Origin of the sequence: Thalassospira sp. HJ, from assembly GCF_000948415.1 — a bacterium.
Taxonomy (GTDB): Bacteria; Pseudomonadota; Alphaproteobacteria; order Rhodospirillales; family Thalassospiraceae; genus Thalassospira.
Genome location: NZ_JYII01000012.1, coordinates 254,988 through 280,592 on the forward strand (window position 1 = coordinate 254,988; position 25,605 = coordinate 280,592).

Annotated in this window: 21 protein-coding genes and 1 pseudogene; 13 read left to right on the forward strand and 9 right to left on the reverse strand. The window is 51.5% G+C overall.

Translation table 11 applies throughout. The features are described 5' to 3' along the window. Window positions 1–31 precede the first annotated feature (31 nt). The gene (locus tag UF64_RS10070; protein WP_044828455.1) at window positions 32–3,478 is read right to left on the reverse strand and encodes a DEAD/DEAH box helicase; all 3,447 of its coding nucleotides are present in this window, start codon (window positions 3,476–3,478) and stop codon (window positions 32–34) included. A 143-nt stretch (window positions 3,479–3,621) separates the two neighbouring features. On the opposite strand from UF64_RS10070, the gene UF64_RS10075 reads away from it, so the two are divergent. Next, window positions 3,622–3,870: a hypothetical protein gene (locus UF64_RS10075; protein WP_152630661.1), complete on the forward strand. Its 249-nt coding sequence runs from the start codon at window positions 3,622–3,624 to the stop codon at window positions 3,868–3,870. A gap of 30 nt (window positions 3,871–3,900) precedes the next feature. On the opposite strand, the gene cysQ is transcribed toward UF64_RS10075, so the two are convergent. From cysQ to amrB, 3 genes are all read right to left on the reverse strand, one after another. Further along, entirely contained in the window at window positions 3,901–4,716 is an 816-nt protein-coding gene (gene cysQ, locus UF64_RS10080; protein ID WP_044828457.1) for a 3'(2'),5'-bisphosphate nucleotidase CysQ, read from the reverse strand. A gap of 106 nt (window positions 4,717–4,822) precedes the next feature. Beyond that, the gene (locus UF64_RS10085; RefSeq protein ID WP_044828458.1) at window positions 4,823–5,206 is read right to left on the reverse strand and encodes a DUF2750 domain-containing protein; all 384 of its coding nucleotides are present in this window, start codon (window positions 5,204–5,206) and stop codon (window positions 4,823–4,825) included. Window positions 5,207–5,211: 5 nt separating this feature from the next. After that, the gene (gene amrB, locus UF64_RS10090) at window positions 5,212–6,687 is read right to left on the reverse strand and encodes an AmmeMemoRadiSam system protein B (RefSeq protein ID WP_044828459.1); all 1,476 of its coding nucleotides are present in this window, start codon (window positions 6,685–6,687) and stop codon (window positions 5,212–5,214) included. Window positions 6,688–7,038: 351 nt separating this feature from the next. Here amrB and amrS point away from each other — a divergent pair, with 351 nt between their 5' ends. Both amrS and UF64_RS10105 read left to right on the forward strand, forming a co-directional pair. Then, entirely contained in the window at window positions 7,039–8,136 is a 1,098-nt protein-coding gene (amrS, locus tag UF64_RS10100) for an AmmeMemoRadiSam system radical SAM enzyme (protein ID WP_044828461.1), read from the forward strand. 124 nt (window positions 8,137–8,260) lie between these two features. Continuing rightward, the gene (locus UF64_RS10105; protein ID WP_082049673.1) at window positions 8,261–8,833 is read left to right on the forward strand and encodes a GNAT family N-acetyltransferase; all 573 of its coding nucleotides are present in this window, start codon (window positions 8,261–8,263) and stop codon (window positions 8,831–8,833) included. 11 nt (window positions 8,834–8,844) lie between these two features. On the opposite strand, the gene UF64_RS10110 is transcribed toward UF64_RS10105, so the two are convergent. Beyond that, window positions 8,845–9,099 carry a DUF2798 domain-containing protein gene (locus tag UF64_RS10110; protein WP_044828463.1) on the reverse strand — a complete coding sequence of 85 codons (255 nt, stop codon included), beginning with the start codon at window positions 9,097–9,099 and terminating at the stop codon, window positions 8,845–8,847. Window positions 9,100–9,334: 235 nt separating this feature from the next. Here UF64_RS10110 and UF64_RS10115 point away from each other — a divergent pair, with 235 nt between their 5' ends. The 3 genes from UF64_RS10115 to UF64_RS10125 all read left to right on the forward strand — a co-directional run bounded on the left by UF64_RS10115 (window position 9,335) and on the right by UF64_RS10125 (window position 12,423). Beyond that, complete coding sequence (locus UF64_RS10115) at window positions 9,335–10,213, forward strand: hypothetical protein (RefSeq protein WP_044828464.1); 879 nt, start codon at window positions 9,335–9,337, stop codon at window positions 10,211–10,213. A gap of 149 nt (window positions 10,214–10,362) precedes the next feature. Beyond that, complete coding sequence (locus tag UF64_RS10120) at window positions 10,363–11,832, forward strand: leucyl aminopeptidase (protein WP_044828948.1); 1,470 nt, start codon at window positions 10,363–10,365, stop codon at window positions 11,830–11,832. A gap of 135 nt (window positions 11,833–11,967) precedes the next feature. Then, complete coding sequence (locus UF64_RS10125) at window positions 11,968–12,423, forward strand: DNA polymerase III subunit chi (protein WP_044828465.1); 456 nt, start codon at window positions 11,968–11,970, stop codon at window positions 12,421–12,423. A gap of 17 nt (window positions 12,424–12,440) precedes the next feature. Here UF64_RS10125 and UF64_RS10130 read toward each other — a convergent pair whose 3' ends face one another. From UF64_RS10130 to UF64_RS10140, 3 genes are read right to left on the reverse strand one after another with little or no spacing between them, the layout of a single operon-like run. After that, window positions 12,441–13,067: a hypothetical protein gene (locus UF64_RS10130; RefSeq protein WP_235285024.1), complete on the reverse strand. Its 627-nt coding sequence runs from the start codon at window positions 13,065–13,067 to the stop codon at window positions 12,441–12,443. Between the two features lie 45 nt (window positions 13,068–13,112). Continuing rightward, a complete protein-coding gene (locus UF64_RS10135) occupies window positions 13,113–15,428 on the reverse strand; it encodes a protein-arginine deiminase family protein (protein ID WP_044828466.1) in 2,316 nt (771 codons plus the stop codon). A 27-nt stretch (window positions 15,429–15,455) separates the two neighbouring features. Continuing rightward, window positions 15,456–16,313, reverse strand: coding sequence for a hypothetical protein (locus tag UF64_RS10140; protein WP_044828467.1), 858 nt, complete (start codon window positions 16,311–16,313; stop codon window positions 15,456–15,458). 325 nt (window positions 16,314–16,638) lie between these two features. Here UF64_RS10140 and UF64_RS10145 point away from each other — a divergent pair. The 3 genes and pseudogenes from UF64_RS10145 to UF64_RS10155 form a co-directional block, all read left to right on the forward strand. After that, window positions 16,639–17,367: pseudogene (locus UF64_RS10145) on the forward strand (methionine ABC transporter ATP-binding protein); the annotation flags it as partial. Window positions 17,368–17,445: 78 nt separating this feature from the next. Next, complete coding sequence (locus tag UF64_RS10150; protein ID WP_044828469.1) at window positions 17,446–18,105, forward strand: methionine ABC transporter permease; 660 nt, start codon at window positions 17,446–17,448, stop codon at window positions 18,103–18,105. An 89-nt stretch (window positions 18,106–18,194) separates the two neighbouring features. After that, window positions 18,195–18,995, forward strand: coding sequence for a MetQ/NlpA family ABC transporter substrate-binding protein (locus tag UF64_RS10155; protein ID WP_044828470.1), 801 nt, complete (start codon window positions 18,195–18,197; stop codon window positions 18,993–18,995). A 121-nt stretch (window positions 18,996–19,116) separates the two neighbouring features. Here UF64_RS10155 and UF64_RS10160 read toward each other — a convergent pair whose 3' ends face one another. Continuing rightward, a complete protein-coding gene (locus tag UF64_RS10160; protein ID WP_044828950.1) occupies window positions 19,117–20,436 on the reverse strand; it encodes a calcium-binding protein in 1,320 nt (439 codons plus the stop codon). 583 nt (window positions 20,437–21,019) lie between these two features. Here UF64_RS10160 and UF64_RS10165 point away from each other — a divergent pair. The 4 genes from UF64_RS10165 (at window position 21,020) to UF64_RS10180 (ending at window position 25,570) form a co-directional block, all read left to right on the forward strand. Next, the gene (locus UF64_RS10165) at window positions 21,020–22,165 is read left to right on the forward strand and encodes a ParB N-terminal domain-containing protein (RefSeq protein ID WP_044828471.1); all 1,146 of its coding nucleotides are present in this window, start codon (window positions 21,020–21,022) and stop codon (window positions 22,163–22,165) included. Then, window positions 22,162–23,154, forward strand: coding sequence for a hypothetical protein (locus UF64_RS10170; protein ID WP_044828472.1), 993 nt, complete (start codon window positions 22,162–22,164; stop codon window positions 23,152–23,154). The genes UF64_RS10165 and UF64_RS10170 overlap by 4 nt, the downstream gene beginning before the upstream one ends. A gap of 98 nt (window positions 23,155–23,252) precedes the next feature. Continuing rightward, on the forward strand, window positions 23,253–24,629 hold the full coding sequence (locus UF64_RS10175; RefSeq protein ID WP_152630662.1) for a hypothetical protein: 1,377 nt from the start codon (window positions 23,253–23,255) through the stop codon (window positions 24,627–24,629). Then, window positions 24,626–25,570, forward strand: a complete 945-nt coding sequence (locus UF64_RS10180; RefSeq protein ID WP_235285025.1) for a DNA adenine methylase — start codon at window positions 24,626–24,628, stop codon at window positions 25,568–25,570. The genes UF64_RS10175 and UF64_RS10180 overlap by 4 nt, the downstream gene beginning before the upstream one ends. Window positions 25,571–25,605: the final 35 nt, after the last annotated feature.

The following is a 25,605-nucleotide window of genomic DNA, read 5'->3' on the forward strand; positions in this document are numbered from 1 at the left end:
GCACTGCCATGACAAGGAAGAAGGCTGAAAGTTATGCTTCCCGCGTATGCAATCTTTCAAGGAATTCTCTTTCGTGAACCTTCGGTAAGGCCATCAAGGCGGTACTGAAGTGCTTTTGCTTTCCCCAAAGGTTCGGGTCACCAACGATAAAGATCCGTTGTTTCGCACGTGTCAGGGCAACGTTCAGCAAATTCGGTTTTGAAGAAGCCCATTTAGCGGATCCATCATGTTCTTGATCCGCGCCAAGGATGAATAAAACAATTGCGGCTTCTTTCCCTTGAAATGTATGAACGGTTCCAACCGATGTTCTGCACCATTTGTCAAAATGCGATTTTTTGAAACGCTTTTCGCTGCGGATTTCTTCGTTAAGAGATTTGATTAGATTTCGCCGAATTTCCTTGAAGGGGGTGATGATAAAGACATCTTCGGGTAGTTGACCGTCGGCAGCGAGAAGCTTTACGAGTTTGGCTGCGAACGAAACCTGTGTATCGACCGTTTGTTTGCCACGCACGTTCCCTCTGATGTCGATCCAGCAACTTTCTTGGCGAATAGATATATCTTGTTTCTTCTCGTGACTTGGCAGGCCGAAAACCATGTTGTTTTGATAAGCAATCTTGTTTGCAACCGAAAACATCGGGTCAATACAGCGGCGGTGGACCCTCAAAGGGCTGCCAATCCATATGTCATCTCCCATGCCATTGTCGACATAGGCACCAAATCGATTGCCCTTATCTGACAATTCCTGAACCGAGGTTCGGTTCGGCGCAAAGGCTCCACCTTCTGTATTCGGCGATTGCTCTGAAAGCGCCTCAATCAATGTTGTTGGAACAGTGAATACCGGTTCAATTTGGCGTGGATCTCCAACAGCAATAACGCGCTTGCCACGCCAAAATGCCCCGACAGATGCCTGTGGTGGGGCTTGCCCGGCTTCGTCAATAAAGACCCAGCCAAGGGTGTCGCGCCCCAGCGCGGAAAACTGATTTCCGAACGATGCAAAAGTGGTGGAGACAACGGGAACCATCAAAAAGAAGCTCTGCCATAATGCCGAAGCATCATTTGGCCTTGTTACTGCGCTGGGCGAGCTCAGCATTGCGCCAATCAGATGGATGTGGGCGCGCATAGGGCCTTTGTTGTCTGGCGTACCTGCCGCTTCCGCTAACCAGGCCTCATGAAGAACCAAAGAAACTTGGAATAGCTCCGACCGTGCTTTGGCAAGTTCTTGTGTATGCCAAAGCCCTGATATCTGAAACGTATCCTGCTCTATGTCTGAGATTGATGCAGGAACTTTAACATCAGGATATTTCGTGCGATAGCGTGCTAATGCTGCTTGGGCCTCTTCCCATTCCTGAGTACATTGATTAAGCGCGTGCTTTGCGTGTTCTAGGTGATCGGTCGCTTTTTTAACGGCAGGAAGATGAACAGAGCGTAGTTCTTCGTTGATGCGCGCAACGTCATTTGAGGTTGAGCGCTGCTCGTTGGCATTGTGTCTGACGTCAATTTTATGCCGACGCGCAGCTGCTGTTACAAAGAGTTTTTCCCACCAGGCGGGAGACTCCCGGTCAAGTAATCGTTCTTGTTCTCTCAAGGATTGAAGTTTCGCTTCAAGCGGTTCCAGAGACTGTTCTGCAGCTTCTTTGTCACGGACACGCAACCTAAACGCTCTTTCGGCGCTGTCGCACTTTTCTTGTGCCTCGGACAGGAAGGCTTCCAATGAGGTTCTGCCGTAACGATTAATCAAGTTTTCGTATTTGGACAGATCTTCTCTGAGAGCGTCAACGGTTACCTTCTTGCTTCTGAAAAGTTCGCGCGCATCTGTAAATGAGGGACCAGAGTAGTTTCTTAGCCACTCCCAAAGCCCCTGTGCAGTGGTTTGCGGCTTGTGTCTGGGATTAACGTCTTTTGCTGAGAACAGAAAGTTGCTTTTGAATGTATTTCTGTTCTTTGCTCTTCCCAGCACGCACGAAAACAAACCCCATGGGATCTCTTTTTCAGGAAGTTGCCGGAACTTGCTGTCACCAATCTTTGCAGCAACGTTATAAGCAATGGGTTTTAGATACTCCGGAGCTTTTCCTTGTTTCCAGAACTCACCAATTGCACCTGATTGGGGAAGTTCTCGCGAAATGTTTTCTACAGCTGCATTGTTGGCAGAAACAACGACCATCTCAAAACCGGTAAGTTCACTCTTCAGTGGCCGGTATTTCTTGGTCGATAGACGGTGTTTCTTGCGAACGCATTCTGGCACGGGAATTGATGTCGCGTGAGATTCAAAAGCGTCTCGGGCCGTTTTCAAAGTTGAAAGAACTTCACCCCGGCGGACAATGTTCTCAGCAAACATTTCACGCAACAAAGTGGTTTTGCCGGTACCTGGAGGTCCATTCACCGAAAATATGCCGTTGTTTTGCAGCTCGGTGAAAGCGCTATTAATCGAAAATTGCTGCATCAGGCTCATCATATGATGAGGTTCGTCAAACCACCGTCCTTGAACTGTGCGTGATGGGGAAAGTTGATTGATGATTTCTTTTTGGCCTTTCACGGTAAACAGGTCGGTTCTTCCGTCTCCTTCTTCTGCAGATATGTATTTGTGAAGGTTGGTTCCTTCGTCAGAATTGATGCGAATGTCGGATGCTGCGCGTTCGATGTCTTTGATGAAGAAGCTGTTTAAAATACCAATTTCGGTTGTTTGTTCTGTTTCTTCTTCTGCATCCTCTTCATCGTCATTAATGTCGGTTTCATCTTTTGCCGGCGCTGTGTCGTTTGGTTCGGAACCGGAACTCTTAGCCCTCTTTTCCTTGATCCACATTTCGACAAAGGCAATGTCGTTTTCTTTGAGGGGAGAAAAATCCGCCCAATCGGCTAAAAGCTTGCAAAGTTCGACGATTTCGGGAAACTCAAGGCTGTTGAACTTAAGGTTCTCATCTTCTTCCTTACGCTTTCGAAAAGACTCTTCGCGTTTGGACTGGAAATTATAAATCTGCCTTTCTAGGTTGTTCCAGTCGGCTTCAAAATTACTCATTGAGAGGAAGTTTAAGCCGTACTTTTGTGCTTTCCCCAGAGCCCAAGGCAGGGTCGAAACAGACATGCTTTCAAAACTTGGTTCTCCTTCAGCAGATAGGCTGATTTGGGCAAAACAAGTTTCCCCTTCTAGGTCTGCACGTTCATCGTCATCGGTCTTAATGACTTCCGTGCCTTCCGTGGGAACGATCTGATCGCACAAAGATGTGACTGAGCCCTTGTCGAAAACACCGACAAATAATGTATATCCACCAACTTCTTTCTCGGCAGGCAACTCCGTTGTTCTCAAATTAGCCAGTGAGGTTGCACCGTGCCCGATATCAAGCCGTCGTGCTGGTTTGTCTTGATTTAATGCAGATTCAATTCTCGACTTAAGATCGAATGGAATAAAAAATTCGATCTTGTGCCAATAGTCGAGGACGTCGAGGACGAGGTCGTTATTCGGGGATACTTGATCACGGGGCATGAAAGACCGGACTTCTATTATAGGATTTGTGCGAATTGGATCATGCAACCGTAACGGCTTTCGCACTGTATTTCATGCAAATTGTGATGTTCTGACAAGAATTAGTAATGGCGCGGATATGCCCCGAACAGCGCAGAGCCGCCATGAAAATGGCGGCTCCATTTTACGCTCTAGCCCGGCTTCGCCCCGCGGTGGTGAAACTGGACCGCGTCGCCGTGATTCCGGCGGCTATTTACGTCACCTACACTCTGTGTGGCGATAAGGAATTGATAGCGCAAAACATGCTGAAAGTCAAGAAAACTGCGGCGTGGGGCAGTTTCAAAATTTCCCGAAAAATGCGCGTTTGGCTGGTGTTGCAACGCGGGATCAGCAAGCCGCTGATGCAGCTTTGAAATTCGCTTTTGATCCCGCTTTGCGAAGGTTTACTGCTCGTATTTAACCGGCACAGACGGGCTGCGCGCGATGAAGAACGGGTTGCGGAAATCGGCCTTGCCGTAAACGAATCCTGATCCGTCCATATTTTCAACCACGCCACCGGCGGCAAGCAGCACCGCATGACCCGCCCCGATATCCCATTCCATGGTCGGGCCAAGACGCGGATAAAGGTCGGCTTCACCCGCAGCCACCAGACAAAGCTTGAGCGAGCTTCCCGCCGGGCGCAGTTCCTTGACTGCAAGATCACCCAGAAACGCTTTCATCGCTTCCGGATCGCCGTGCGAGCGTGATCCGACCACGACAACGCCGTCTTCAGGCATTTCACGCACCGAAATGGCGGTGGTTTTCGGTTCCAGATCGCCTTCGATCAGCTTGGCACCATCCGGCCCACCGTAATAAAGTTTGTCGATGGCCGGGGCATAAACCACGCCCAGAACCGGTTTCCCTTTGGCGATCAGGGCGACATTGACGGTGAATTCGCCATTGCGCTTGATGAATTCCTTGGTGCCATCCAGCGGATCGACCAGCCAGAAGAAATCGGTGTCGCCATTCACATCGGGCACATCGCCCTTGGCGGCACTTTCCTCGGACACGATTTTAACATCGGGGGTGAGTGCGCGAAGCCCCGGCAGGATCACGGCCTCTGCCGCTTCATCGGCCTCTGTCACCGGGCTTGCGTCATCCTTGGAACGCACTTCGAAATCGGTCTGATAGATTGCCATCATCGCGGCCCCGGCCTTGCGGGCGATTTCAATCAGGCCGTTTTCAAGGGCATCGGCATCAGCGGGCAGGGCAACGGTCATGGCACTCTCGTTTATCAGGGAGATTGAACTATCCCACGGGAATAGGGAATTTTGCCCGCAAGGTCCAGCCCGTCATTGTAATCGGCATTGGAAACAGCGCGTCTTCTCAGCTTTGCTTGCCAAGCCGCTCGGCCATAACGTCCTTGAGTGCTGCCATAAGATCTGAACTCACCTGATCAAGGCTGACCACAATCGCGGGCTTGGCCGGGGTCGGGCAGATGCCCGCCATGATGTCTTCGGCCCGCCATTGCACCATCAGGCTTTCCATCAACTCAACCAGCGTGATCGCGGTCGGCACATGGTCGCTTTGAATGCTGGCCTCAAAGCTTTTGGCTTCATCGCGCATGGCAAAGATCGGGCAGTATTTCTGGCCCGTCTCGGTCGTTTGCAGCAACCAGCCATTATGATACAGCGCCCAGACACCTTCCCATTCCGCAACCTCGCGGATGAAATCGGCGTAGCGTGTGTCGCCTTGTGTCTCGTTTGCCATAACCTTTAACCTTGCTGGTCCCAGAAACCGTGCGGCGAAACATCGCGTGAGGATATCCCGCGCGTAATAAACCGCTCTGCGCGCATATTGGGCGACCAGTGATCCATCGCAAGCCCCGCCTTGCGCTTAAGGTGCGCAAGGAAATCTTTCGGATCGGGCAATTGATCCCAAACCTGCGGCAGGAACAAGCCCCGCCGGTTACCATCAGAAAGAATAATCCCGTCCTCAAACGGCGTCAGTCTGGCAACAAAATCCGCCTCATCGGCAAAGGCAAACGGATGGGGTGGCGACAGCACCGATATCGAAAGCTCCAGATCATCATTGATCTCACCCGGCGAAAGTCCGGCAAAGCGCGGATCGCGAAACGCCGCTTTGAAGGCATTCTCGCACAGGTCACTCGCAAGCGGCACATGCGCCATGATCGACCCGATACAGCCGCGCAACTGCCCGGCTTTCTTGAGCGTGACAAAACACGCGCCGGGTGCGGAAAGTGCCGGGCCAAATTCATTTGGCGAAACCGAAAGCGGCGCCCCGGTCTCAAGTCCATGCAGGATCGATTGCCGACAGAGGCCCAGCATCTCTGCCCCGTGCGTCTTGATCAGATGTTCGGTCGCCTTGGCGAAGCCGTCCTCGCCGTCCTCGTCATCGTGCATCCCCGATGCCTTTCCGTCATAAAGCGCCCAGGCGCCATAGCCGACAACGCGCGATTTATCCCCCGTCACATCGCCGGAATTGCGCATGCCAAGCGTCTTGATCCGCATCCCGCGATTGCGCGCCGCGATCAGCATCCCGGCGACGGGCAACGCGCCACAGGCATCGCTGCTATCGATGTTCTCGGTATCGAAATTCTCGATCATCGTCCGCGTGCGGTTATCCATTTGTTGCGCGGTGTCATAATCATGGAAATGCGACAGATCCGATGAAATCACGATCAGGGTTTCCGGCCCGCCCCAAAGCTTCTCGATCACCTCATGCACCTGCCGCGGGCTGCACCGGCTGACCAGAAGCGGCACAATGCCGATATCAGCACCCTCGCCAAACAGGCGCTGGATAAACGGCAATTCGATCTCAAGCCCGTGCTCAAGCGTGTGCGCCTCATCCAACATCTGAACATGCGGCAACGCCAACGCCTTTTGCAGTGCTGGCAGGTCACAGCGCATATTGCCAAGCGGTGTGGCAAACTGATCAGCCCGCGCCAGCGCAATCCCCTGAAACGCCATGCGGTGCGCCGGGCCAATGATCACGATGCGTTTGATGGTGTCCTTGAGTGCGCGCACCGTGGCAAAACCAAGGGCTGCCAGACTGCCCGAAAACATCAATCCCGCATGCGGCACAATGATCGCCTTGGGCGTGGCTGTTTCCTGCTGCGCGATCCCGGAATGCAAGGCGGCATCAATCAGCCCGTCAATCTCGCTACGCAGCAGATCGGCATCGGCCGGATAAAACGTCCCGGCAACAGCAGGCGGGCGGATGATGGTCATTGGCGCTCCAATCGCATGATAAGGGTCGCAACGGACTTATTTGATCGGAATGGCAGGCTCTGTCTTGGTGAAATACTAGGAAATCTCCGAAGTTCGGGCTGGTATCCCGACTGAGGGGATTGACGCTGGATTTGGCCAAGACAGAGCCTGTCCGTAGGATCAATCAGATTGGCACGACCTACTTTGTCGTAAGATTTTGAAAGATACTGATCTTCCTGCAATCTTACTTCGCGTATTCGAGCAAATCTGATTGACCATTCCATCAAATAAGTCCGTTGTGACCCTACCTTTAAAAAGATAGCGATCAGGACTAGATTTTCAAAGAGGAAGCTTTGCATTTGGAAAAAGCTGATGACCGATCCCGCAATCAACACTGACACCGTCTCCGCCCGCTACTGGCACCATCTCGATGATGGCCGTATTCAGTGCGATGTCTGCCCGCGCTTTTGCAAGCTAAACGACGGGCAGCGGGGCTTGTGTTTTGTTCGGGCCCGCCAAGGCGATCAGATGGTGCTGACGACGTGGGGCCGATCCTCGGGCTTTTGTATTGATCCGATCGAAAAGAAGCCGCTCAATCACTTTCTGCCCGGCACCCCGATCCTGTCCTTTGGCACAGCGGGCTGTAACCTGACCTGCAAGTTCTGCCAGAATTACGAAATCTCCAAGGCGCGCGAGATGGATAAGCTTTCCTCGCTCGCCACACCTGAAATGATCGCCAAAACCGCCAAGGCCTATGGCTGCTCGTCCGTCGCCTTTACCTATAATGATCCGGTGATATTTCTCGAATATGCCGTCGATGTTGCCATTGCCTGCCGTGAAATGGGTTTGCGCACGGCCGCGGTCACGGCGGGTTATATTGGTGATGAGGCGCGCGTGGAATTCTTCCGCCACATGGATGCCGCCAATGTCGATCTCAAGGGCTTTACGGATCGCTTTTATCATCAGCTGTGCTCGGCCCATCTGGGTGACGTTCTGGAGACGCTCAAATATCTCCGCGATGAAACCGGCGTGTGGGTGGAGTTGACCAACCTTGTGATCCCGGGCGAAAATGATGGCGACGCCGAGTTCCATGAAATGACGTCATGGGTCCATGATGAACTTGGTCCCGATGTGCCGATGCATTTCTCGGCCTTCCACCCCGACTGGAAAATGATGGATACCCCGCGCACCCCGCCCGAAACGCTGGTCCGCGCGCGTAATATCGCCATGGAAAACGGCATCCGCTACGCCTATGTCGGCAACGTCCATGACAAATCCCATAGCAGCACCTTCTGCCATGGCTGTGGCGAGATCCTGATTGGCCGTGACTGGTATCAGCTATCCGACTGGAACCTTGATGCCCACGGGGCGTGCAAAAGCTGTGGCACCCATTGTGCCGGTGTCTTTCAGGCTCAACCGGGCCAGTGGGGCCCGAAACGCCTGCCGGTGCGGCTTAAAGAAACCACCTGACCGTCCGCCGTCATTCCGGGCGGAGCAAAGCGCAGACCCGGAATCCATCGCGCGGTGGTGCCTTATGGATCCCCGTACCCGCCTACGCGGGCACAGGCTCTCCGCGGGGATGACGGTGTGGTAAATGCACGCTCTTCCAGTGCCTGACGATTTCACTGGCACTCTCGCGCCATATCGCTACATTGCCGCCCAGTTTGACGCGGTTGGCAAGAAAGTACACACAGTGGCCGGGATGAAAATTCGCAAAGCACGATTGGGCGATGTCGGGGCAATCTTTGCCATCCGAAGCCGCGTGCGCGAAAACCATCTTTCTGCCTCGGAACTCGCCGAACGCGGCATCACCAAGGCGGCCTTTGGCAAATGGCTTACCCAGGGCTATGGCATCTGGCTTGCCGATCTCGATGGCTCCGCCGCCGGGTTCGCGATTGCGATCCCGAGCGAGGCCACCCTGTGGGCGCTGTTTGTCGACCCGGAATTTGAAGGACGCGGTGTCGGGGCCGCCTTGCTGCGCACGGCAGAGGACTGGCTGTTTGCCAAGGGATGTAATGACATCTCGCTCACTACCGGGGCCAATCCCGATAACCGCGCGCACGGCTTTTATGAAAGCCATGGCTGGCATTCGACGGGCGATATCGAAAACGACGAGGTGGAATATATCAAATCCAATCCGTCGCTTTCTCTGTTTGATTTTGGCTGATTTGGCCTTGCTCAGGCGGCCTGCGTGCTGCTATCCGGTTTAACGATCCGTTTCAAAATCCGGCGCACCAGCGGTGCCACCACCAGCACACCCGGAAATGCAATCGCCCAGGACGACACATAAGCCCCCATCCACAATTCAAAAAACTTCGACCAGTCGGAAATCGCGATGGATGTCGCGATGCCCGAAATCAGAAAGGACTGGATGCCCGAAAGCAAAAAGGCAAAGGCAACAGGCTCCAGACGGCGAGGAATAAAAGGCTGCATGGGGGCTTCTTCCGATAATGCGAACGATATACCATAAAATTATGATGTAATGTTTTGGTCCGCAAGTCTCTGCGCAATGTCAATTTGTGAAAATGGAAGATTTGGAACCGAGCTGAAACAGCCCAAAATGGTCATGAAGTGGTTTCACTAACTAAGAATAAGCACAGATTATTAAGTGTTTGGATTGGTGTTGTTTGCTCTCTATGGTTGAATAGAGCGACGAAGGGAGAGCTAAATGAAAAAGCAGATCGAACCAACATTTGAGAATCTAAAGGAACATGCAGTTAAACCGTTGATCCTTTGGCTAATGGATGCAGCTATCAACGGCAGAGATTTGACTTATGGAGAGGTCAAAAGACGCCTGGAGGCAGAGCATGGGTTCAGTACCATTTTCTCCACGATGGTAGGTATGCCTGCTGGAGCAGCGATGGACCTGCTCCATGAGTATGATCAATCTTTGCCACTGCTTAATGTTCTGCTCGTGAAAAAAGATACCCACGAGCCCGGTTCAGGTGCGGGAAGCTATCTGGCTGAAAAGTATGGTTTGGCTAAATTGAGAGAGGAAAAAGCTCCTGACCGTTACCCTCACCTTTGGCGTAAGACTTTCCAAAAAGCTGCAGGAGAAGTTTACGAGTATCAAAATTGGAAAGAAGTCTATGAGGGTATCTACAAGGAAAAATGGCCTGAAGAACGCTTGAAAAAGCCAAAAGGCACCGAAAGAGATGGTCGATTTGGAAAAGGCGGAGAAGGCGAAAACCACAAGGCGCTGAGGTTATGGGTAAAGGATAATATTAGAAAAGTAGCGCCCGGTATGAAGAACGCGCGTTCGGAGACAGAGGTAGAACTCTATTCAGGAGACAGGGTGGACGTCGCGTATTTTTCTAGCTCGCGAACTTTGGGTATAGAGGTGAAGTCGATAGACTCAGATTGGTTCGATTTGCGAAGGGGTATTTTCCAATGTGTCAAATATGAAGCTGTCCTTCGCGCTCAAGACCCCCGATCAAACCACAGTGTCAAAGTGCTGCTAATCACTGAAACAGAATTAGATGGGAACCTGAAAAGTCTAGCTAGGCGCCTTGGTGTTCGACATGCAGTTTTCAGAATAAATAGCTAACGTATGGCCTTAGTCGCCGAAAGCAGCAGCTTTTTCCACGATAAGCCTTTTCAACCGCGTTATTCACGCTAGATTAGGGGCAGCATTTTGATGCGCGGTTGCTTGATAAGGGCCGCGCGCCCCGAAACATGACAGGAGTCCTGTTCACCATGAAGATCACGTTTTCCGATCTCGCCATTCCGAAAAGCGGTGCCGTTATCGCCTTTGCGACCGAAGGTGCCGATCTGATGCCAAGTGCGGTCGCACTTGATGAGGCAACCGGTGGTGCGATCACCAAGGCGATCAAGGCGTCGACCTTCAAGGGTAAATCGGGCCAAAGCCTGCAGATCCTGGCGCCCGCCAATGTTGATCTGTCGCGCGTGATCATTTTCGGGATCGGCAAGGAAGCCGAATTTGACGTGATTGCTGCGCAGAAACTTGGTGGTTCTGTCACCGCACGCGCCATCTCGACCGGCGAGAAGGAGCTTTCCGTTCTCTTTGATATGGAAAACCTCGCGTCTGATTTCGCAACCGGTGCCATGCTGCGCGATTATCGTTTCGATAAATACCGCACCACCGAGACCAAGGAAGACAAACCGGTATTGAAGGCCTTTGATATCGCCGCCCGCGATTACAAGGACGCCAAGAAACAATTCGATACCGCCAAAAAGGTCGTCGAAGGCGTGTTCTTCACCCGCGATCTGGTGTCCGAACCGGCCAACGTTCTCTATCCGGAAAGCTTCGCCAAGGAAGTCAAGGCATTGGAAAAGCTCGGTGTCGAGATCGACATCCTTGATGAAAAGGAAATGAAGAAGCTCGGCATGGGCGCACTTCTGGGTGTTGCCATGGGTTCGGCCCGTAAACCGGCCATGGTCGTCATGCGCTGGAACGGTGGCAAGAAAAAGGACGCCCCGGTTGCTTTCGTTGGTAAGGGCGTGACCTTTGATACCGGTGGTATCTCGCTCAAACCCGCTGCTGGCATGGAAGACATGAAGTGGGATATGGGCGGGGCCGGTGTGGTGTCGGGCCTGATGAAGGCATTGGCTGGTCGTAAGGCGAAATGCAATGTGGTTGCGGTTCTGGGCCTTGTTGAAAACATGCCGTCCTCAAGCGCGCAGCGCCCGGGCGATGTTGTGACCTCCATGTCCGGTCAGACGATCGAAGTCATCAATACCGACGCCGAAGGCCGTCTGGTTCTCTGTGATGCGCTGACCTATGTGCAGGAAAAATACGATCCGCGTCTGATTGTTGATCTGGCAACCCTCACCGGTGCCGTCATCATAGCACTCGGTCATGAAAATGCCGGTCTGTTTTCCAATAATGATGATCTGGCAACCCAGATCACCACAGCCGGTCTTTCGGTCGATGAGGGCGTCTGGCGTCTGCCGCTGTCACCCGCCTATGACAAGCAGCTTAAATCCGACATTGCCGACATGAAGAACGTTGGCGGCCGTCCGGCCGGTTCGATCACCGCAGCCCAGTTCCTCAAGCGCTTTATCACCAAGGATCGCCCGTGGGCGCATCTTGATATCGCCGCCATGGCCTGGTCAACCGCGGACAAGGAAGTCGTGCCGAAGGGCGGCACCGGCTTTGGCGTGCGTCTGCTTGATCGCTTTGTTGCCGATAACTGCGAAAGCTAACCGCTATGCCCAAATGCCGTCATTCCCGCGAAGGCGGGAATCCGCGTTGGCATAGTGGGCATGATAGCGTTGAAATATACGGGGCAGGGTGTTGATCACCTTGCCCCGTTTTCATGTTCGGGATAAAACCGCCTTATGGCTGATATCTGGTTTTACCATCTCACCAGCATGCCGCTGGAACGGGCCTTGCCCACGCTGCTCTCCAAAACGCTGGAGCGCGAAAAGCGTGCCGTGGTGATGACCGGTGTGGAAGAACGGGTGGAAGCCATCAACACCTTGCTTTGGACCTTTGACCCGGCAAGCTGGTTGCCCCATGGCTCCAAGTCCGATGGCGATGCCGAAATGCAGCCGGTCTGGCTGACGACGGATGACGAAAATCCCAATGGTGCCCAGTTCCTGTTCCTGACCGACCGCGCCATGAGCGACAAGGTCGGCGATTATGAACGGGTCATCATGCTGTTTGATGATCGCGATTACGATGCGGTGGCAGAAGCCCGCACCCGCTGGAAAGACTGGAAAGACGCCGGACACAAACTGTCCTACTGGCAACAAACCCCGCAAGGTGCGTGGGAGAAAAAGGCCGAAAGCTGATTGCTTTTGTTTCGTTCTCAGTCTTTTGTGATTGATGTTCCCAAGTGATCCTTGTCCTCAAACAGGATTTCAATCAGCGCCTTTACGAGTTCATCGGGCGTGACTTTCCCTGACGCAATTTCGTTGACGGCGGGGAAACAATCGCGTGCAAGCTTTGAAAGAGCGGTCTGAATTTCCGATGCGCGGTTGTCCCAGTCGGGATCAATCTGCGAAAGAGCAAGCAACCCGGCCTTTGCCATCGCATTTGCATCACCGGACGAAAGTGCGGTCTGGACAAAATCCAGTTTGCGCGCTTCGGAGACAGCAACTTCAAGTGTTGCTAGATGGTCCGCGACCTCTTTTGCCTCTGTTTGGATATCGCTCACGGGATACTCCTTTTCGATTTCGCGAAGGACCGGGATAGCCGCAGAAGTGCCATAGCCAGATAGATAATCAATCATGGCTGACAACTTCCAGTCAGGCATGATTTTCCATGTGCCAGATTGGAGGTCTTCAGTCATCGGTGCTGCAATACTGTTGCCATATGATGCGAAAATAGCGGCCATGCTTCCAGCGTTGGGTCGACCGGAAACCCGACCTGCTGCCGCCTTTTCGCGATCTGAAATCTTGCTGAGTGCGGATTGATAGTCCTGTTGTGCGCTCATTTTGCGTACTCCTGAGAATGGAATATTGATGCAGTTTGGCTGCAATCAAATGGCCCACCACTTTTCATCCGTTTGCGACGGTTGCCGGATTTCGTTCGTGCCACAATGAATTTCCCCTTCGCATGCATGATAATGATCCCAGTCATCAATGAAATTGCAGTTCAGCGCACCGTTGAACTTGGCAATTTCGTCTTTCAGGTACTTTTCAAAAAGATCAAAGCTTGTGCCTTCATCGCCAGTGTCGATCCACGGGCCATACGGCTTGGGAATATAAAGCTGGGTGTTGCCGACAAACATGTTGGGCATATCGGCGGTCAAAGCGCCGCATTTAAATCCCTCACCGCGGCCAGGGAAGATGTTGAAACCGTTCTGTCGGCTTTTGGTGTTGTCGATTTTGTCGGTGCTCGGAAGTACATATGCGTGGCCACCACTAACGTGATCGCTTGGATAGAATATTACCGGCACTCGAACGATATCGTCGTCTTCCAAGTCAAATTCGCTTTTCAGGATATCGATATTGTCGCCAATTGCCTTTTCCACCCCGCCAACATTCCAGTCTTTAAGGCTATCATAGGTATATGTATAACCGTTCGGTGCCCGGAGCGGCGCATGCCCATTCCCGAGTAAATCGTTGATGGTGCAGCTAACCACGGTATTGTGTAGCTTGAGGGTCGTATAATTAAAGTGATCGGTGTCCCATTTCGGGCGTCGTAAAACTTTTGCTCCGCCAAAAACAACGTTGTCAGCTCTTTTGTCAGTCATCAGGTCATAAGCCTTCTTCGGACTTGCGACCAAAAGTTTCCACTTTTTGTTCTCACCACCGCCCGGGTAAGGCAGGAAGGTCATCATTTCATCAACATGGCCAACGGCAAGCCAGTCGGTATCAAGTTCAATTGGTGACTGAAGTGTTTGTGCCTCGATAAAAGATCGGGTGCTTTCATCAATTTTATGTCGGCTTTTCCTTAAAGTGCTGTTCGCGCCAAGTCGGTTTTTTGCACTATGGCCGTAATATACTCGCCCGAGCGGATAGGTGTTCCCAAGGGTTTTCTTGACCGGGGGAGTTACTTCAAAGTTTCCGCCCGAATTGGCAGAGTTTACAGCATCGCCACTCCCCGCTGCCGGGTAGTAAACCGCATGATCTTTGCTCATAAGGTTACCGAAAACCCAGTTCTGTAGTTCTCGCTGCCGATGCATTTTGATGAATGTTGTCTGGGTTTTATGGTTACCTGCCGTTCCGGGCCAACTGCTGTAACCCGAAAAGATTGTGTCACGCATCCATTGATCGGGGGTCATGACATCGGCCGAAGGTTTCATAAAAGACCATTTGTCAGTGTCAAGATACGGGATCAGAACCTGTTCTTGTGCAGATTTCAAAATGCCGTAGCGTAGATCTGTTGGGCCGGATGGCTCCTTGGCAACGTCTGTTTCGAGGGCCGTGATAAATTTACCGTTGAAACTGTCACTGGTGACCAGAAGCTTTGTCACTTGGTGCAAGTGATGATTTGCGATCCACCTTGCCGCAACGACCTGTTCGGTGAAGGTATAGCTCGGGGTGTCTGGTCCCGAGTATTCGGGTTGGATGACACTGAGTGTTATTTTGACGGTGCCAGACTCAAAATCCTCGCCGGCAAAGCGGATCATCTCAAGCGGCAACACAAGGGTTGGTCTGATGTCGGCTGCATTCAACGTGGCTGTTTTGCCTTTCTGGGGGCTGATAAGCTCCATCGCATCTGTCCCAGCTTTTGAGAAAATGCGAACATGTTGTTCTGCTGGGTTCTCCAGACCTGTTGGCTCAACTGAAAGCTTGATAACCCAGTTTGCATCGACATCCGCAGCGTCACCTGCGGAATGCCTGATGATCTTCATGCGCGATAGCCCGGTTAACAGGTCTTCGTCGGAATTGATCTTGTTATCCTGGCAATCGCTGTAGGCAATTGCGGTATTGTTACCGTCACGGTTGCAGTTCACAGGAATGATCGCGCCAACGCCGTCAACACCAAAGGTGATGGCCGCTGGCGACAGGCCGTTTATCGCTGCAGGTGTCTCATCACCATTTTCGATTTTGCCATCCCGATCCCGATCCGTATGCAGCGAGAACCATACCGATTTGAGAGCAACTGTCTTTTCACCACCGTTTGAAACAGTAACATTGGGAACGGTTTCCTTCAGATATCCCGGACCTTTAACGGTAATCGTGTAGTTATCACCCGCTTCAAGTTGAAAGTCTTCGGAAAGTGATGTGTCATCGTCTCCGAACGATGGTGTCTTCTGAGCATTTGTTGTTCCCGCAACGTCGATATTCACAGCCTTCAGAAGCTTGTTTGATGCGGGTCGGGTGACTTTTACTGTGAATGTGACCATTGCATTTTCCTGTTCTGGGGGAGACGGTTAGGCAGCGTCCAAGATCGGCAGATCAAGCTTGCGTCGCATTTCCACTGCGTTGCGCAGTATCAGAATTCGCTGGTCGATCGTGCCAAGCTGCGAATTATTGATGATGTCGTTGACCCAACCGATCTTTGTGCTGGGAGCGAGAAACTCTGGGCCATAGGTGAATGCCATAACCACATAGATTCTGACGGCCTCGTTCGAGTTTGTGCCAAGTTTGATCGCCGCGTCCGCGTAGCTTTTGCTTTGCATTGACAGGGCCGCGTCATCATATTTTTTGACGATTTCTGGAATGGTGGTACGCAGGTAACCGGGCAGGGCGGAAATCGTATCCTGCATGGTCGGTATCTTTGATGGCTGCGGTTTAACCGGGTCTTCAGGTTTTGGGGTGGATGGGCTTTCGGGCTTTGTATCCGGCTTCACATCCGGTTTCCCGGTTTCACTCTTGCCCAGTCCGCTAACGGTTTTGGCTTCCTGCGTCAGCAGTTGGGAAACTTCATCAGCGAAACGCTTTTCCGCGCTCAGGCGGTTCTTTGCGTAGCCATCGAATTTCTGTTTGCTGATGATGCTCATCGATTTCAGGCGTTCGGTGTCTTGCGCGGCAAAGGCTGTCAGCAGGGATGAAATCTGCGATGCATTGAAGTTCAGCCGCGATGAAAGCCCCGATGGATCTTTGCAGGTGCCACTTGCGATCGCGCTATCGCCCTCGGCTGCCAATGCTTCGAGCTTTGTGGTTTCAGCCGAAAGTGTCGCCAATTGTTCCTTGGTGCGGACATCGACTTTGTTGCCCATGACCGTGACGGTGGTGGGGTATTGCGCCAGTGTTCGGGCAAGGTCGCTGATCCGGTTGGCATAGGCCATCTGTCCAATCCCGCATTGATGTTGACGATCAGTAGACGGGCAGGTTCCGGCTTTGTGATTTCATGCCGTTTCGGGTTTAATAAACAATATTTTTGTGTTGTATTTGGGTGTTTCATGCATGCCATGCGTAAAATGCATGATTTTACCTGTTGAAGAATGACAGCGGGTCAGATAGACAGTGAGGTGTTGAACGCGCCGATTTGCTCCTCAGCTTGCGGGCGCGCTAAAAATGCGGCTAAAGCGAGAGGGCGTATATGCTCCGTATGTACGACCGCCTCGGTTAAGCCGCGGCGGTTTTTTTGTATCTACGGAAAGGTTGAGACCCATGATCCGGCTCTCGAACGTCCATAAAACATATGCAGCCCGGCGTGGCAGTGACGAACATATCGCCTTGCGCGGCATCAATCTTGATATTGCAGCAGGCGAAATTGTTGGCGTCATCGGCCGTTCCGGCGCGGGCAAATCGACATTGATCCGCTGCATCAACCTGCTTGAAACCCCGACATCCGGGACGGTCACGGTTGATGGCACCAATGTCACGACACTTTCCAAACGCGACTTGCCACTGTTCCGCCGTCAACTCGGCATGGTGTTCCAGCATTTCAATCTTCTGTCTTCGCGCACCGTGTTCGATAACATCGCACTGCCGCTTGAACTGGCCGGTGCGTCCAAGGCCGAGATCGCCAAGGCGGTTGATCCGCTTTTGCCGCTGGTCGGGCTTGAAGAAAAGCGGGATCGCTATCCGGCTGAACTGTCAGGTGGTCAGAAACAGCGTGTCGGCATTGCGCGCGCCCTGTCCTCCAATCCCAAGGTTTTGCTGTGTGACGAGGTGACCTCGGCCCTTGATCCGGAAACCACCCGTCAGATCCTCACACTGCTTAAAGACATCAACAAGCGCCTTGGTCTGACCATGGTCGTGATCACCCATGAAATGGCGGTGGTCAAGGCGCTCTGTGACCGTGTGGCGGTGATGGATGGTGGTGTGATTGTTGAAGAAGGTGTTGTCGAAGGCATCTTTGCCGATCCCAAACACGCGACCACCCAATCGCTTCTGGCCGATGAATTCATGGATTTCCGCGCCGGATCGGATGCCAATAACACCGGCGCTGCAGCCGGGCAGGAGGGCTAAGTCATGTTTTCAACCCTTGCACCCATTCTGCTGCAGGCAACTGGCGAGACCCTTTATATGGTCGCGGTGTCGCTTTCGATTGCCACCCTGTTTGGTTTGCCGCTTGGCGTCTTGCTGGCGACATCCGGCCGGGGCGAGCTGTTTGAGGCGCTCTGGTTCCAGCGTGTTTTTGGTCCGTTGGTCAATGCGACCCGCTCGGTGCCGTTCATCATTCTGGCAGTGGCCATCATTCCCTTTACCCGGTTCGTTGTCGGCACCTCAATCGGCACCTCTGCTGCCATTGTGCCGCTGACCGTGGCGGCCATCCCATTCATTGCCCGGATCATCGAAGGGGCGATGCGCGAAGTTGATGGCGGCCTGATCGAGGCCGCCCAGGCCATGGGCGCGCGTCCGGTTCAGGTCGTGGTCAAGGTTCTGCTGCCTGAAGCCCTGCCAGGCATCATTCATGGTCTGACCCTGACCGCGGTGACCTTGATTGGCTATTCCGCGATGGTGGGCGCCGTTGGTGCCGGTGGTCTTGGTGACCTTGGCATTCGTTATGGCTATCAGCGCTTCCGCCCGGATGTGATGGCAGCGGTTGTCATTACCCTGATTGTCGTTGTGCAGGCCGTGCAAAGCTTTGGCGACTATCTGGCGCGTAAGGCCGACAAGCGAAACATCTGATCCTCTGATCGAACGAAATTCCGAATGTGAGGATCGATCACATTTGCCAAATTCCCGCACAAACCCAAAAGAAAACAAGGAGTTTTACAATGCGGTTTCTGTTTAAACTGACGGCGGCTGCCGTCCTCGCATCGGCCCTGACCGGTCAGGCGCTTGCGAACGAAAAAATCAAAATCGGCGTCACCCCGGGTGCGCATGAAGAAGTCATGGAAGAAGTCGTCAAGGTCGCGGCCACCAAGGGTCTTAATATCGAAATCGTCAGCTTCTCGGACTATGTCATTCCGAACCAGGCGCTGGATGATGGCGATCTGGATGCCAACAGCTTCCAGCACCTGCCGTATCTCGATAACCAGATCAAGGATCGCGGCTATGAGCTGTCGGTGGTTGGCTACAACATCCTGACCCCGATGGGCATTTATTCCAACAAGATCAAAAGCCTCGATGAGCTGCCCGAAGGTGCCGAAGTCGGCATTCCGAACGATCCGACCAATGGCGGTCGTGCGCTGCTCGTCCTGCAGTCGCATGGCCTGATCAAGGTTGATCCGGCGGTTGGTCTGGTCGTCAGCCCGCTTGATGTTATTGAAAACCCGAAAGATATCAGCTTTGTCGAGCTCGATGCTGCTCAGCTGCCGCGTTCGCTTGATGATCTGGATGCCTCGGCGATTAACACCAACTACGCGCTCGAAGCCGGTCTGAACCCGATCAAGGATTCGATTGCAATCGAAGGCAATGACAGCCCGTATGCCAACGTGATCGTCACCCAGACGTCGCGCAAAGACGAGCCGTGGGTCAAAACCCTGGTTGAATCCTATCACGATGAAGCGGTCCGCAAATTCATCGAAACCAAGTATGAAGGATCGGTTCTGCCGGTATTCAAACTTCCTGAATAATCATCTGCATTATTCAAAATAATTGAAAAATCCCGCAGGGTTTGCGCCTTGCGGGATTTTTATATGACCCGACCGATTGGTGGTCGAAATCAAATCGTGTGAGTATTTGATCGACCTTTCATCACACCTCACCAAACAGGACGTGATCGGCGGTCAGATCATCCTTGTCGGTGTCCTCGATAATGACGCCAAATGTCCATGGATCGCCATTGCTGAAATCGACATAGAGGTCATCGCCGGTCTGGGTGGTGTGATCGAGGAAGCTTTCGAAATCCGTGATGCCGGAGCGCTCCTGAAGGTCGCTTGTCAGAAGCAGCGTATCGTGCCCGATGTCACGCTGCACATCGCGAATTTCGTCATAATAATCTTCGGTCTCAAACCCGACGATCCGGTCACGGCTTGAGGCCTCTGCATCGAAAACGAAGGTGTCCGGGCTGCTATTGCCTTCAAGCCAGTCATTACCGGCCCCGCCAGACAAAAGGTTTTCATGGAAAACCGGATTACCACCGGCACCGGCACGCAGCGTATCATGCCCATCGCCGCCAAAGAGCGAAACGTCGCGTGTTTCGCCCGTCAGCGTGTCATTTCCCGCCTCGCCGTAAAGGTTCTCGCCAACCATGGTGTCGTCGCCGTCACCGCCATAAATGGTGTCATTGCCGCGGTTGCCGACAAGACGGTTATCCTGGTCATCGCCGATAATCAGGTCGCTTTGATTGCTGCCATCGACATTTTCGATATTGATGAAATGATCACCGGTACGCCCCGTGCCGGTTTCAAGGTTGATGACCGGTTGCGGGCCGTATTCGCCATAAGGTGCATCATTGCCCCAGCCGGCGATATAGCTGATGGTGTCAATCCCGTCACCGCCATCAAAGATATTGGTCCTGTCCTCGGAAAAGTCAGTGCTGGCGGCAGCATAGAACGTATCGTCGCCGCCTTGTCCCTGCATGACATCGCCGTCATCGGTGCGATTGTAGATCTGATAAAAGGCGTTTTTGCCGTCATCGCCGATCAGCACATCGCCATAGGTCGTATCGCGGATATCTTCGATATTGCTGTATCGGTCGCCCTCGGCATCACCGCCCAATCCGATCCCGGTCGCGAGATTGACGTAAACGCCCTGGTTTGATGGATCTTGCGTGAAGCCGAACGTGATTTCGTCGCGACCGGGGCCGCCATCAATCACATCAGCGCCCGATCCGCCATTGAGTTCGTCATTGCCCGATCCTCCAAACAGCGTATCGTTTCCGGCACTGCCATTAATGTCGTCATGTCCGGCACCGCCATCAAGCGTGTCATCACCAAATCCCAGCTCAAACAGGTGATCGTTGCCGCCAAGGGCCTGGACATAATCGTCGCCCTCGCGGCCATATATCCTGTCGTCCTGTTCTGTTCCGATAATCGTGTCGTTGCCGTCGGTTCCATAGATGTTGTCAACCATGACCATCTCCTGCGTGGAATACCTATACCCCGGCAATCCAAGGTTGCGTCGGAATTTTGGCGACTTGATGGCTGGTCGGGGCGCGGCAGGCTTCGCGGGGATGACGGAACCGCAGTTGTGTTCTTTGTGCCGTCACTCCCGCTGCAGGCGGGAGTGCATGGTGCTGCGGTGGTGCTGTGATTTTAATTGACCGGAAAAAAAAGGGGGGGGCCCACTTCACTCACTACGAGGTATGTCCGCTAAGACGCAATGGGGGCGGCGCGTTCAATTCGTTCGTGGCGGTCAGGAATGTTGAGGGCTTTCCAAAGATTGATCTTCACCCGGAAACTTGAGAAATCAAAGTTCTAGAGGTTTCTAGTTGGATTGAATGATAGGTATTGATAACCTCGAAGGAAAGATGTCATTGAGTGTTCTGCTGGAAGCTCAACGAACTGGCTTCTATACTCGCGATAAGCGCCTTAAGCTAACCTTTCACTCAGAGCACAAGTGCCCGCGTGTCGCGAGCAAGCGACGTTAGGAAGGCCATAGAAAAGGCAGGTGCCGCCTTCATGGAGGGAGGAGCCATTTTGAGGAAATATAAATTATGACTAACGATCAGCCTTTACCAAAAGACGTACCTTTGCAAGAAACATACAAGGTTCCTGTTGATTGGTTGCGGCTTGATCAGAAAAATCCGCGCTTGGTCGGTGTCAACCAAAAGACAACTATAGAAAGCATAGTAGCTCAACTTTATCGCAGTGAGGAATTAGCGGAGCTCCTGCATTCTATTGCCGCCAACGGTTATCTTAATATTGAACCGCTCATTGTTGAATTGGATGATGACCAATTTATTGTCCTTGAAGGCAACAGACGGCTTGCGGCTATCATGTTGTTTCGAGATGCGGATCTTGTTGATAGGATAAGTAAATCTGAACGTCTTCGAATAACAGTTCCCGAGTTGTCGCCGGAACATAGACAAACTCTTGACAGAGTGTCTGTATATCGCGTTGCAGATCGGGAATCTGCCCGCTCATTTATCGGGTTTAAGCACATTAATGGTGCTGCAAAATGGGAATCTTACGCGAAGGCAAAATTTGCTGCTGATTGGTTTCGAACTGGTGGCAAGAGTTTGGAAGAAATCGCGAGCAAGATCGGTGACCGGCACGACACTATCAAGCGGATGGTTGCAGCCATATACGTTCTTGAGCAGGCCGAGGAGAATGAAATTTTCTCCCTTGATAACCGGAACGCTAAGAAATTTAATTTCTCCCACCTCTATACAGCTTTGTCTCGTGCCTCTTATATGAGCTTTTTAGGTTTGGATATAGCTTGGGCGAGTTATGAGCCCAGACCAGATCAAATACCAAAAGAAAAACTTCCTGCTCTACGAGAGGTTCTTGTTTGGATTTATGGGTCAAAAGAAGATGCTAGAGCCCCTATTATCCAGTCCCAGAATCCTGATATCAAGCGTCTTGGCGAGGTTCTTACCAGTGCAGAAGGCCTGCATTTGTTGCGTGCAGGGCGTTCACTTGACGAAGCTCATACAAGCACTGAACCTGCTGATGAACAGCTATCATCATCACTCATTCGTGCCCGTGCAGGTCTGCGGGAAGCAGTAAATAATTTACGCGGCTATGACGGGCGTGACGAATCACTTTTGAACATTGCTGAAGATATATCTGAAACGGCGCAAACTATTCATGACCGGATAAAGAAGAAGTTTAATGCTACTACGAGACAAGATTCATGAATGTGTCTTTGTACTTTCCCATTGATGAAATTCATGCGCCAAAGCCAAATTGCGATTTAGCTGCGGATTATCTTGAGCTTACCGCGTTTTTTTCGAAGGATGCGCAGGCGTTCACTAAAGATTTAGTAAACGCCTCGGAGATTGGTGCGGAAGAAGACTATCTGGATGTCGATGATGAGGTTATCAATCGTGAGGAAATCATTTCTGGGGCTATTTCAAGGATTGATGGACGCAAGAATGCACTTGGCGATTCCTATCCTTTCAGCATGGATGATAACGGCGATTTACTGACATTCTTTCGTGATGAACTAACACACGGGCAGGCCGCATATCTTCTTTGCCTTGTGTTATCTCACCTGAAGTCTGTCTCAGCAGTCTTGGACGGAACAATCGTATATCCAAGTGATGATGATATTCGAAAACTACGTCAGTACTTTCAATATTTTGCCACAGCGGCGCTTGCTGCGGAAATTGGGGGACAGGCGTGGTCTTTCGGATATCCGCGACCTGACCATACCGGCTTTCTTGAAAAGCTAGGACAAATTTGGGATGTGCTTAGAGATGGTAGTGTAGCGGTGGACCCAGCCGCCCCACAAAGACCGAAAGACGATCAAATTGATATCTTTGCTTGGAAAGGGCATCCGGACGCATTGCCCGGATTTCTGTTAGCGGGAGCACAGGTAGCTACAGGAAACAACTGGAAAGATAAATCCATCAAATCTCATCTTTCAGAGGTTTTCTGGAAGAGATGGTTTGGGCGGCAGCCAGTTTCTCAGATGGTTTGTTACCACATTATTCCATTTACGCGATCCGACATTGAGTTTCGCGATGATGTCTTGACGTTGGGTAATGTCCTTCATCGTTTACGTTTACCGTATCGTGTCGAGCAAGCTGTAGTCTTGCATAATAACGGGGTCTCAATTGAGGCGTTTGATCTTTTGCCTGAAGCCGTAGAATGGGTGACCGCATATAGCCAGCGTGCTTTGTAGGAGCAACACCTACGGTTGCGATGCTGTACAAGAGCATCCTGACTTAAATACTGTATTCATGTATAGCTGTATAATTGAAGGCATATTCGGGGGAAATGATGGCTGAACAGATCGAACTTTTAATCGACGATCTGCTACTGGATCAGAATAACCCGCGTTTAGATCCGGTCGAAAACCAATCGGCAGCGCTTGAGGCGTTGATTGGACTTAATCACGAACATATTCGTAACCTGATGATAGACATAAAAGAGAACGGTCTTGATCCAGGAGACAGTCTTTATGTCATGAAAAATGAAAATGATACGAATGATTATGTGGTTCTTGATGGTAACCGCAGATCGTCTGCGCTGATCATTCTGTCTAATTCCAACGTGCTGGATGGAACCGGTATTTCAGCTTCGGTCAAAAAATCTCTAAAAGGTGTTGCGAAAGGGTTCGATTGTGCGACCGTTGAACCTCTTCGAGCGGTTTTGTTCGAAAATCGTGATGAAGCAAACTTATGGATTTCTCGTCGTCATGAGGGAGAGGACAAGGGCAGAGGACGCATAAATTGGGGGACGCTGGAAAAGCAACGCTTTTCAGGTGATGGTTCCACCCTCGACGTGATCGAATTTATCATAAAAAACGCCGCTTCCGATGAAGAAGGAAAAGAAATAAGGAATCTTCTCAAAAGAAACTCTACGACCCTGACCCGTTTGTTGGAATCCTCTCCGGGGAGGCAGCATTTGGGTATTGTCGTAAAACGAGACGGCGAAGAGGTGATCCCGTCCACGATATATAATCCAAAGTGGATTCTTCGTGTGCTACAGAAGGTGGTTGACGATATAAAGAAGAAGCAGATAAATACACGAAAACTGAATAAAGAGAAGGACATAGAGGACTATCTGGAGGGGCTTCCAAAAACGTTGCAGCCATCTGGTCAAACTATGGGAAAGCCTCATTCTTTTCGTGAAATGATTGTGGGTTCAGGAGAGAACAAGGGGGGGGCAACAAAAACGGCATCCGTAAAGTCAAAGCGTTTACCGCAAGATCGAAGTACTCTGGCGCCCAAGAAAAACCCTTTTAAACACCCCGAATCTGAAAAAGCCCGTCAGCTTCTTAAAGAGGCAGGAAATATTTCTGTTCAAAATTATAGAGTTTCATCTGCTTTTCTGCTCAGGGCTTTCATAGAGTATACGGTTGATAAATATATTGACGATAATTCTTTGCCGAAGGTTGACCGGAAATCTGGAAGAGAACTTACACTTAGGCAAAAGGCAGAGAGTGCTGCAAACCACATCGAACAGAATACAAAAGGCATGAAAAAGCAGCTATCTGGTTTCCGAAAACTCATAAACGGTAATGGCAGTCCTATTTCTATCGAAAGCCTCAATGCTTCCGTTCACCAGAATAGTGAGATTCCTGCTGCTGACGCACTCGTTGGTGGATGGGAGAAAGCCGTCCCTCTATTCATCACGACTTTTGGTGAGCCATGATGAACCCCGACAAACCAGATAAAGTCCAGTCCGGACGTTATTCTCCCCTTCGCTATCCAGGAGGTAAGGGAAAGATCGCACGCTTTATGCGCGATATCATCCGCCTAAATGGTCTTTCCGATGGTCGATATGTCGAGCCATACGCAGGAGGTGCTGCTGTAGCTTGGGAACTACTGATTACGGGCATTGTTCGTCGCGTTACGATCAACGATATAAACCGACCGGTCTGGGCGTTTTGGGATAGCGTTTTGAACCAAACGGATGCTCTTTGTGCACTGATTCAGGATCACCCTGTTACAGTTGATGAATGGGATCGCTGGAAGGATATTTATCGTAATCAAGATGACGCCGGTACTCTGGAGCTTGGTTTTGCCTTCTTTTTCCTCAATCGTACGAATCGTTCGGGTATCTTGAATGGCGGGATTATTGGTGGGCGTAAGCAGACCGGAACTTGGAAAATCGATGCGAGATTTAACAAAGATGAACTGATTTTACGGATTCAAAAAATTGCTGCTCTGCGCTCTCGTATCGAGTTGACGTGTATGGACGCTGTAGAGCTTCTTAAGAAAAAATCAGAAGAGTGGAGAAGCAACACTCTCATTTACATTGATCCTCCTTACTATAAAAAAGGTCCATCCCTGTATCATAATGCTTACGGGGAAGATGATCATGCGCAAATAGCATCAGCGGTGACATCTTTGAATGAGCATAACTGGATAGTCTCCTACGACGATGTGTATCCTATCCATCAGCTTTACGAAAACTGTCCATGGATGCAATACACGCTGAATTATAGCGCCAGAAAAGCGGAACGCGGACGAGAAGCCATGTTCTTTAGCCATGGATTACAAGTGCCAGATGTACCGAAACCATTAATAGAGCTTGATCGAGAAATATGTTCAGCGCCGCGCGCAGTTGCAAAACGTAATGTTGCCGCCTGAAGAAGCAGTTTAACTGATCGTCGAGAGTTGTTTGG

Coding starts and splice junctions, on each gene's coding strand:
- UF64_RS10070 (WP_044828455.1), bottom strand. CDS start 3,478: ATGCCCCGTGATCAAGTATCCCCGAATAACGACCTCGTCCTCGACGTC.
- UF64_RS10075 (WP_152630661.1), top strand. CDS start 3,622: ATGAAAATGGCGGCTCCATTTTACGCTCTAGCCCGGCTTCGCCCCGCG.
- cysQ (WP_044828457.1), bottom strand. CDS start 4,716: ATGACCGTTGCCCTGCCCGCTGATGCCGATGCCCTTGAAAACGGCCTG.
- UF64_RS10085 (WP_044828458.1), bottom strand. CDS start 5,206: ATGGCAAACGAGACACAAGGCGACACACGCTACGCCGATTTCATCCGC.
- amrB (WP_044828459.1), bottom strand. CDS start 6,687: ATGACCATCATCCGCCCGCCTGCTGTTGCCGGGACGTTTTATCCGGCC.
- amrS (WP_044828461.1), top strand. CDS start 7,039: ATGACCGATCCCGCAATCAACACTGACACCGTCTCCGCCCGCTACTGG.
- UF64_RS10105 (WP_082049673.1), top strand. CDS start 8,261: ATGCACGCTCTTCCAGTGCCTGACGATTTCACTGGCACTCTCGCGCCA.
- UF64_RS10110 (WP_044828463.1), bottom strand. CDS start 9,099: ATGCAGCCTTTTATTCCTCGCCGTCTGGAGCCTGTTGCCTTTGCCTTT.
- UF64_RS10115 (WP_044828464.1), top strand. CDS start 9,335: ATGAAAAAGCAGATCGAACCAACATTTGAGAATCTAAAGGAACATGCA.
- UF64_RS10120 (WP_044828948.1), top strand. CDS start 10,363: ATGAAGATCACGTTTTCCGATCTCGCCATTCCGAAAAGCGGTGCCGTT.
- UF64_RS10125 (WP_044828465.1), top strand. CDS start 11,968: ATGGCTGATATCTGGTTTTACCATCTCACCAGCATGCCGCTGGAACGG.
- UF64_RS10130 (WP_235285024.1), bottom strand. CDS start 13,067: ATGAGCGCACAACAGGACTATCAATCCGCACTCAGCAAGATTTCAGAT.
- UF64_RS10135 (WP_044828466.1), bottom strand. CDS start 15,428: ATGGTCACATTCACAGTAAAAGTCACCCGACCCGCATCAAACAAGCTT.
- UF64_RS10140 (WP_044828467.1), bottom strand. CDS start 16,313: ATGGCCTATGCCAACCGGATCAGCGACCTTGCCCGAACACTGGCGCAA.
- UF64_RS10150 (WP_044828469.1), top strand. CDS start 17,446: ATGTTTTCAACCCTTGCACCCATTCTGCTGCAGGCAACTGGCGAGACC.
- UF64_RS10155 (WP_044828470.1), top strand. CDS start 18,195: ATGCGGTTTCTGTTTAAACTGACGGCGGCTGCCGTCCTCGCATCGGCC.
- UF64_RS10160 (WP_044828950.1), bottom strand. CDS start 20,436: ATGGTTGACAACATCTATGGAACCGACGGCAACGACACGATTATCGGA.
- UF64_RS10165 (WP_044828471.1), top strand. CDS start 21,020: ATGACTAACGATCAGCCTTTACCAAAAGACGTACCTTTGCAAGAAACA.
- UF64_RS10170 (WP_044828472.1), top strand. CDS start 22,162: ATGAATGTGTCTTTGTACTTTCCCATTGATGAAATTCATGCGCCAAAG.
- UF64_RS10175 (WP_152630662.1), top strand. CDS start 23,253: ATGGCTGAACAGATCGAACTTTTAATCGACGATCTGCTACTGGATCAG.
- UF64_RS10180 (WP_235285025.1), top strand. CDS start 24,626: ATGATGAACCCCGACAAACCAGATAAAGTCCAGTCCGGACGTTATTCT.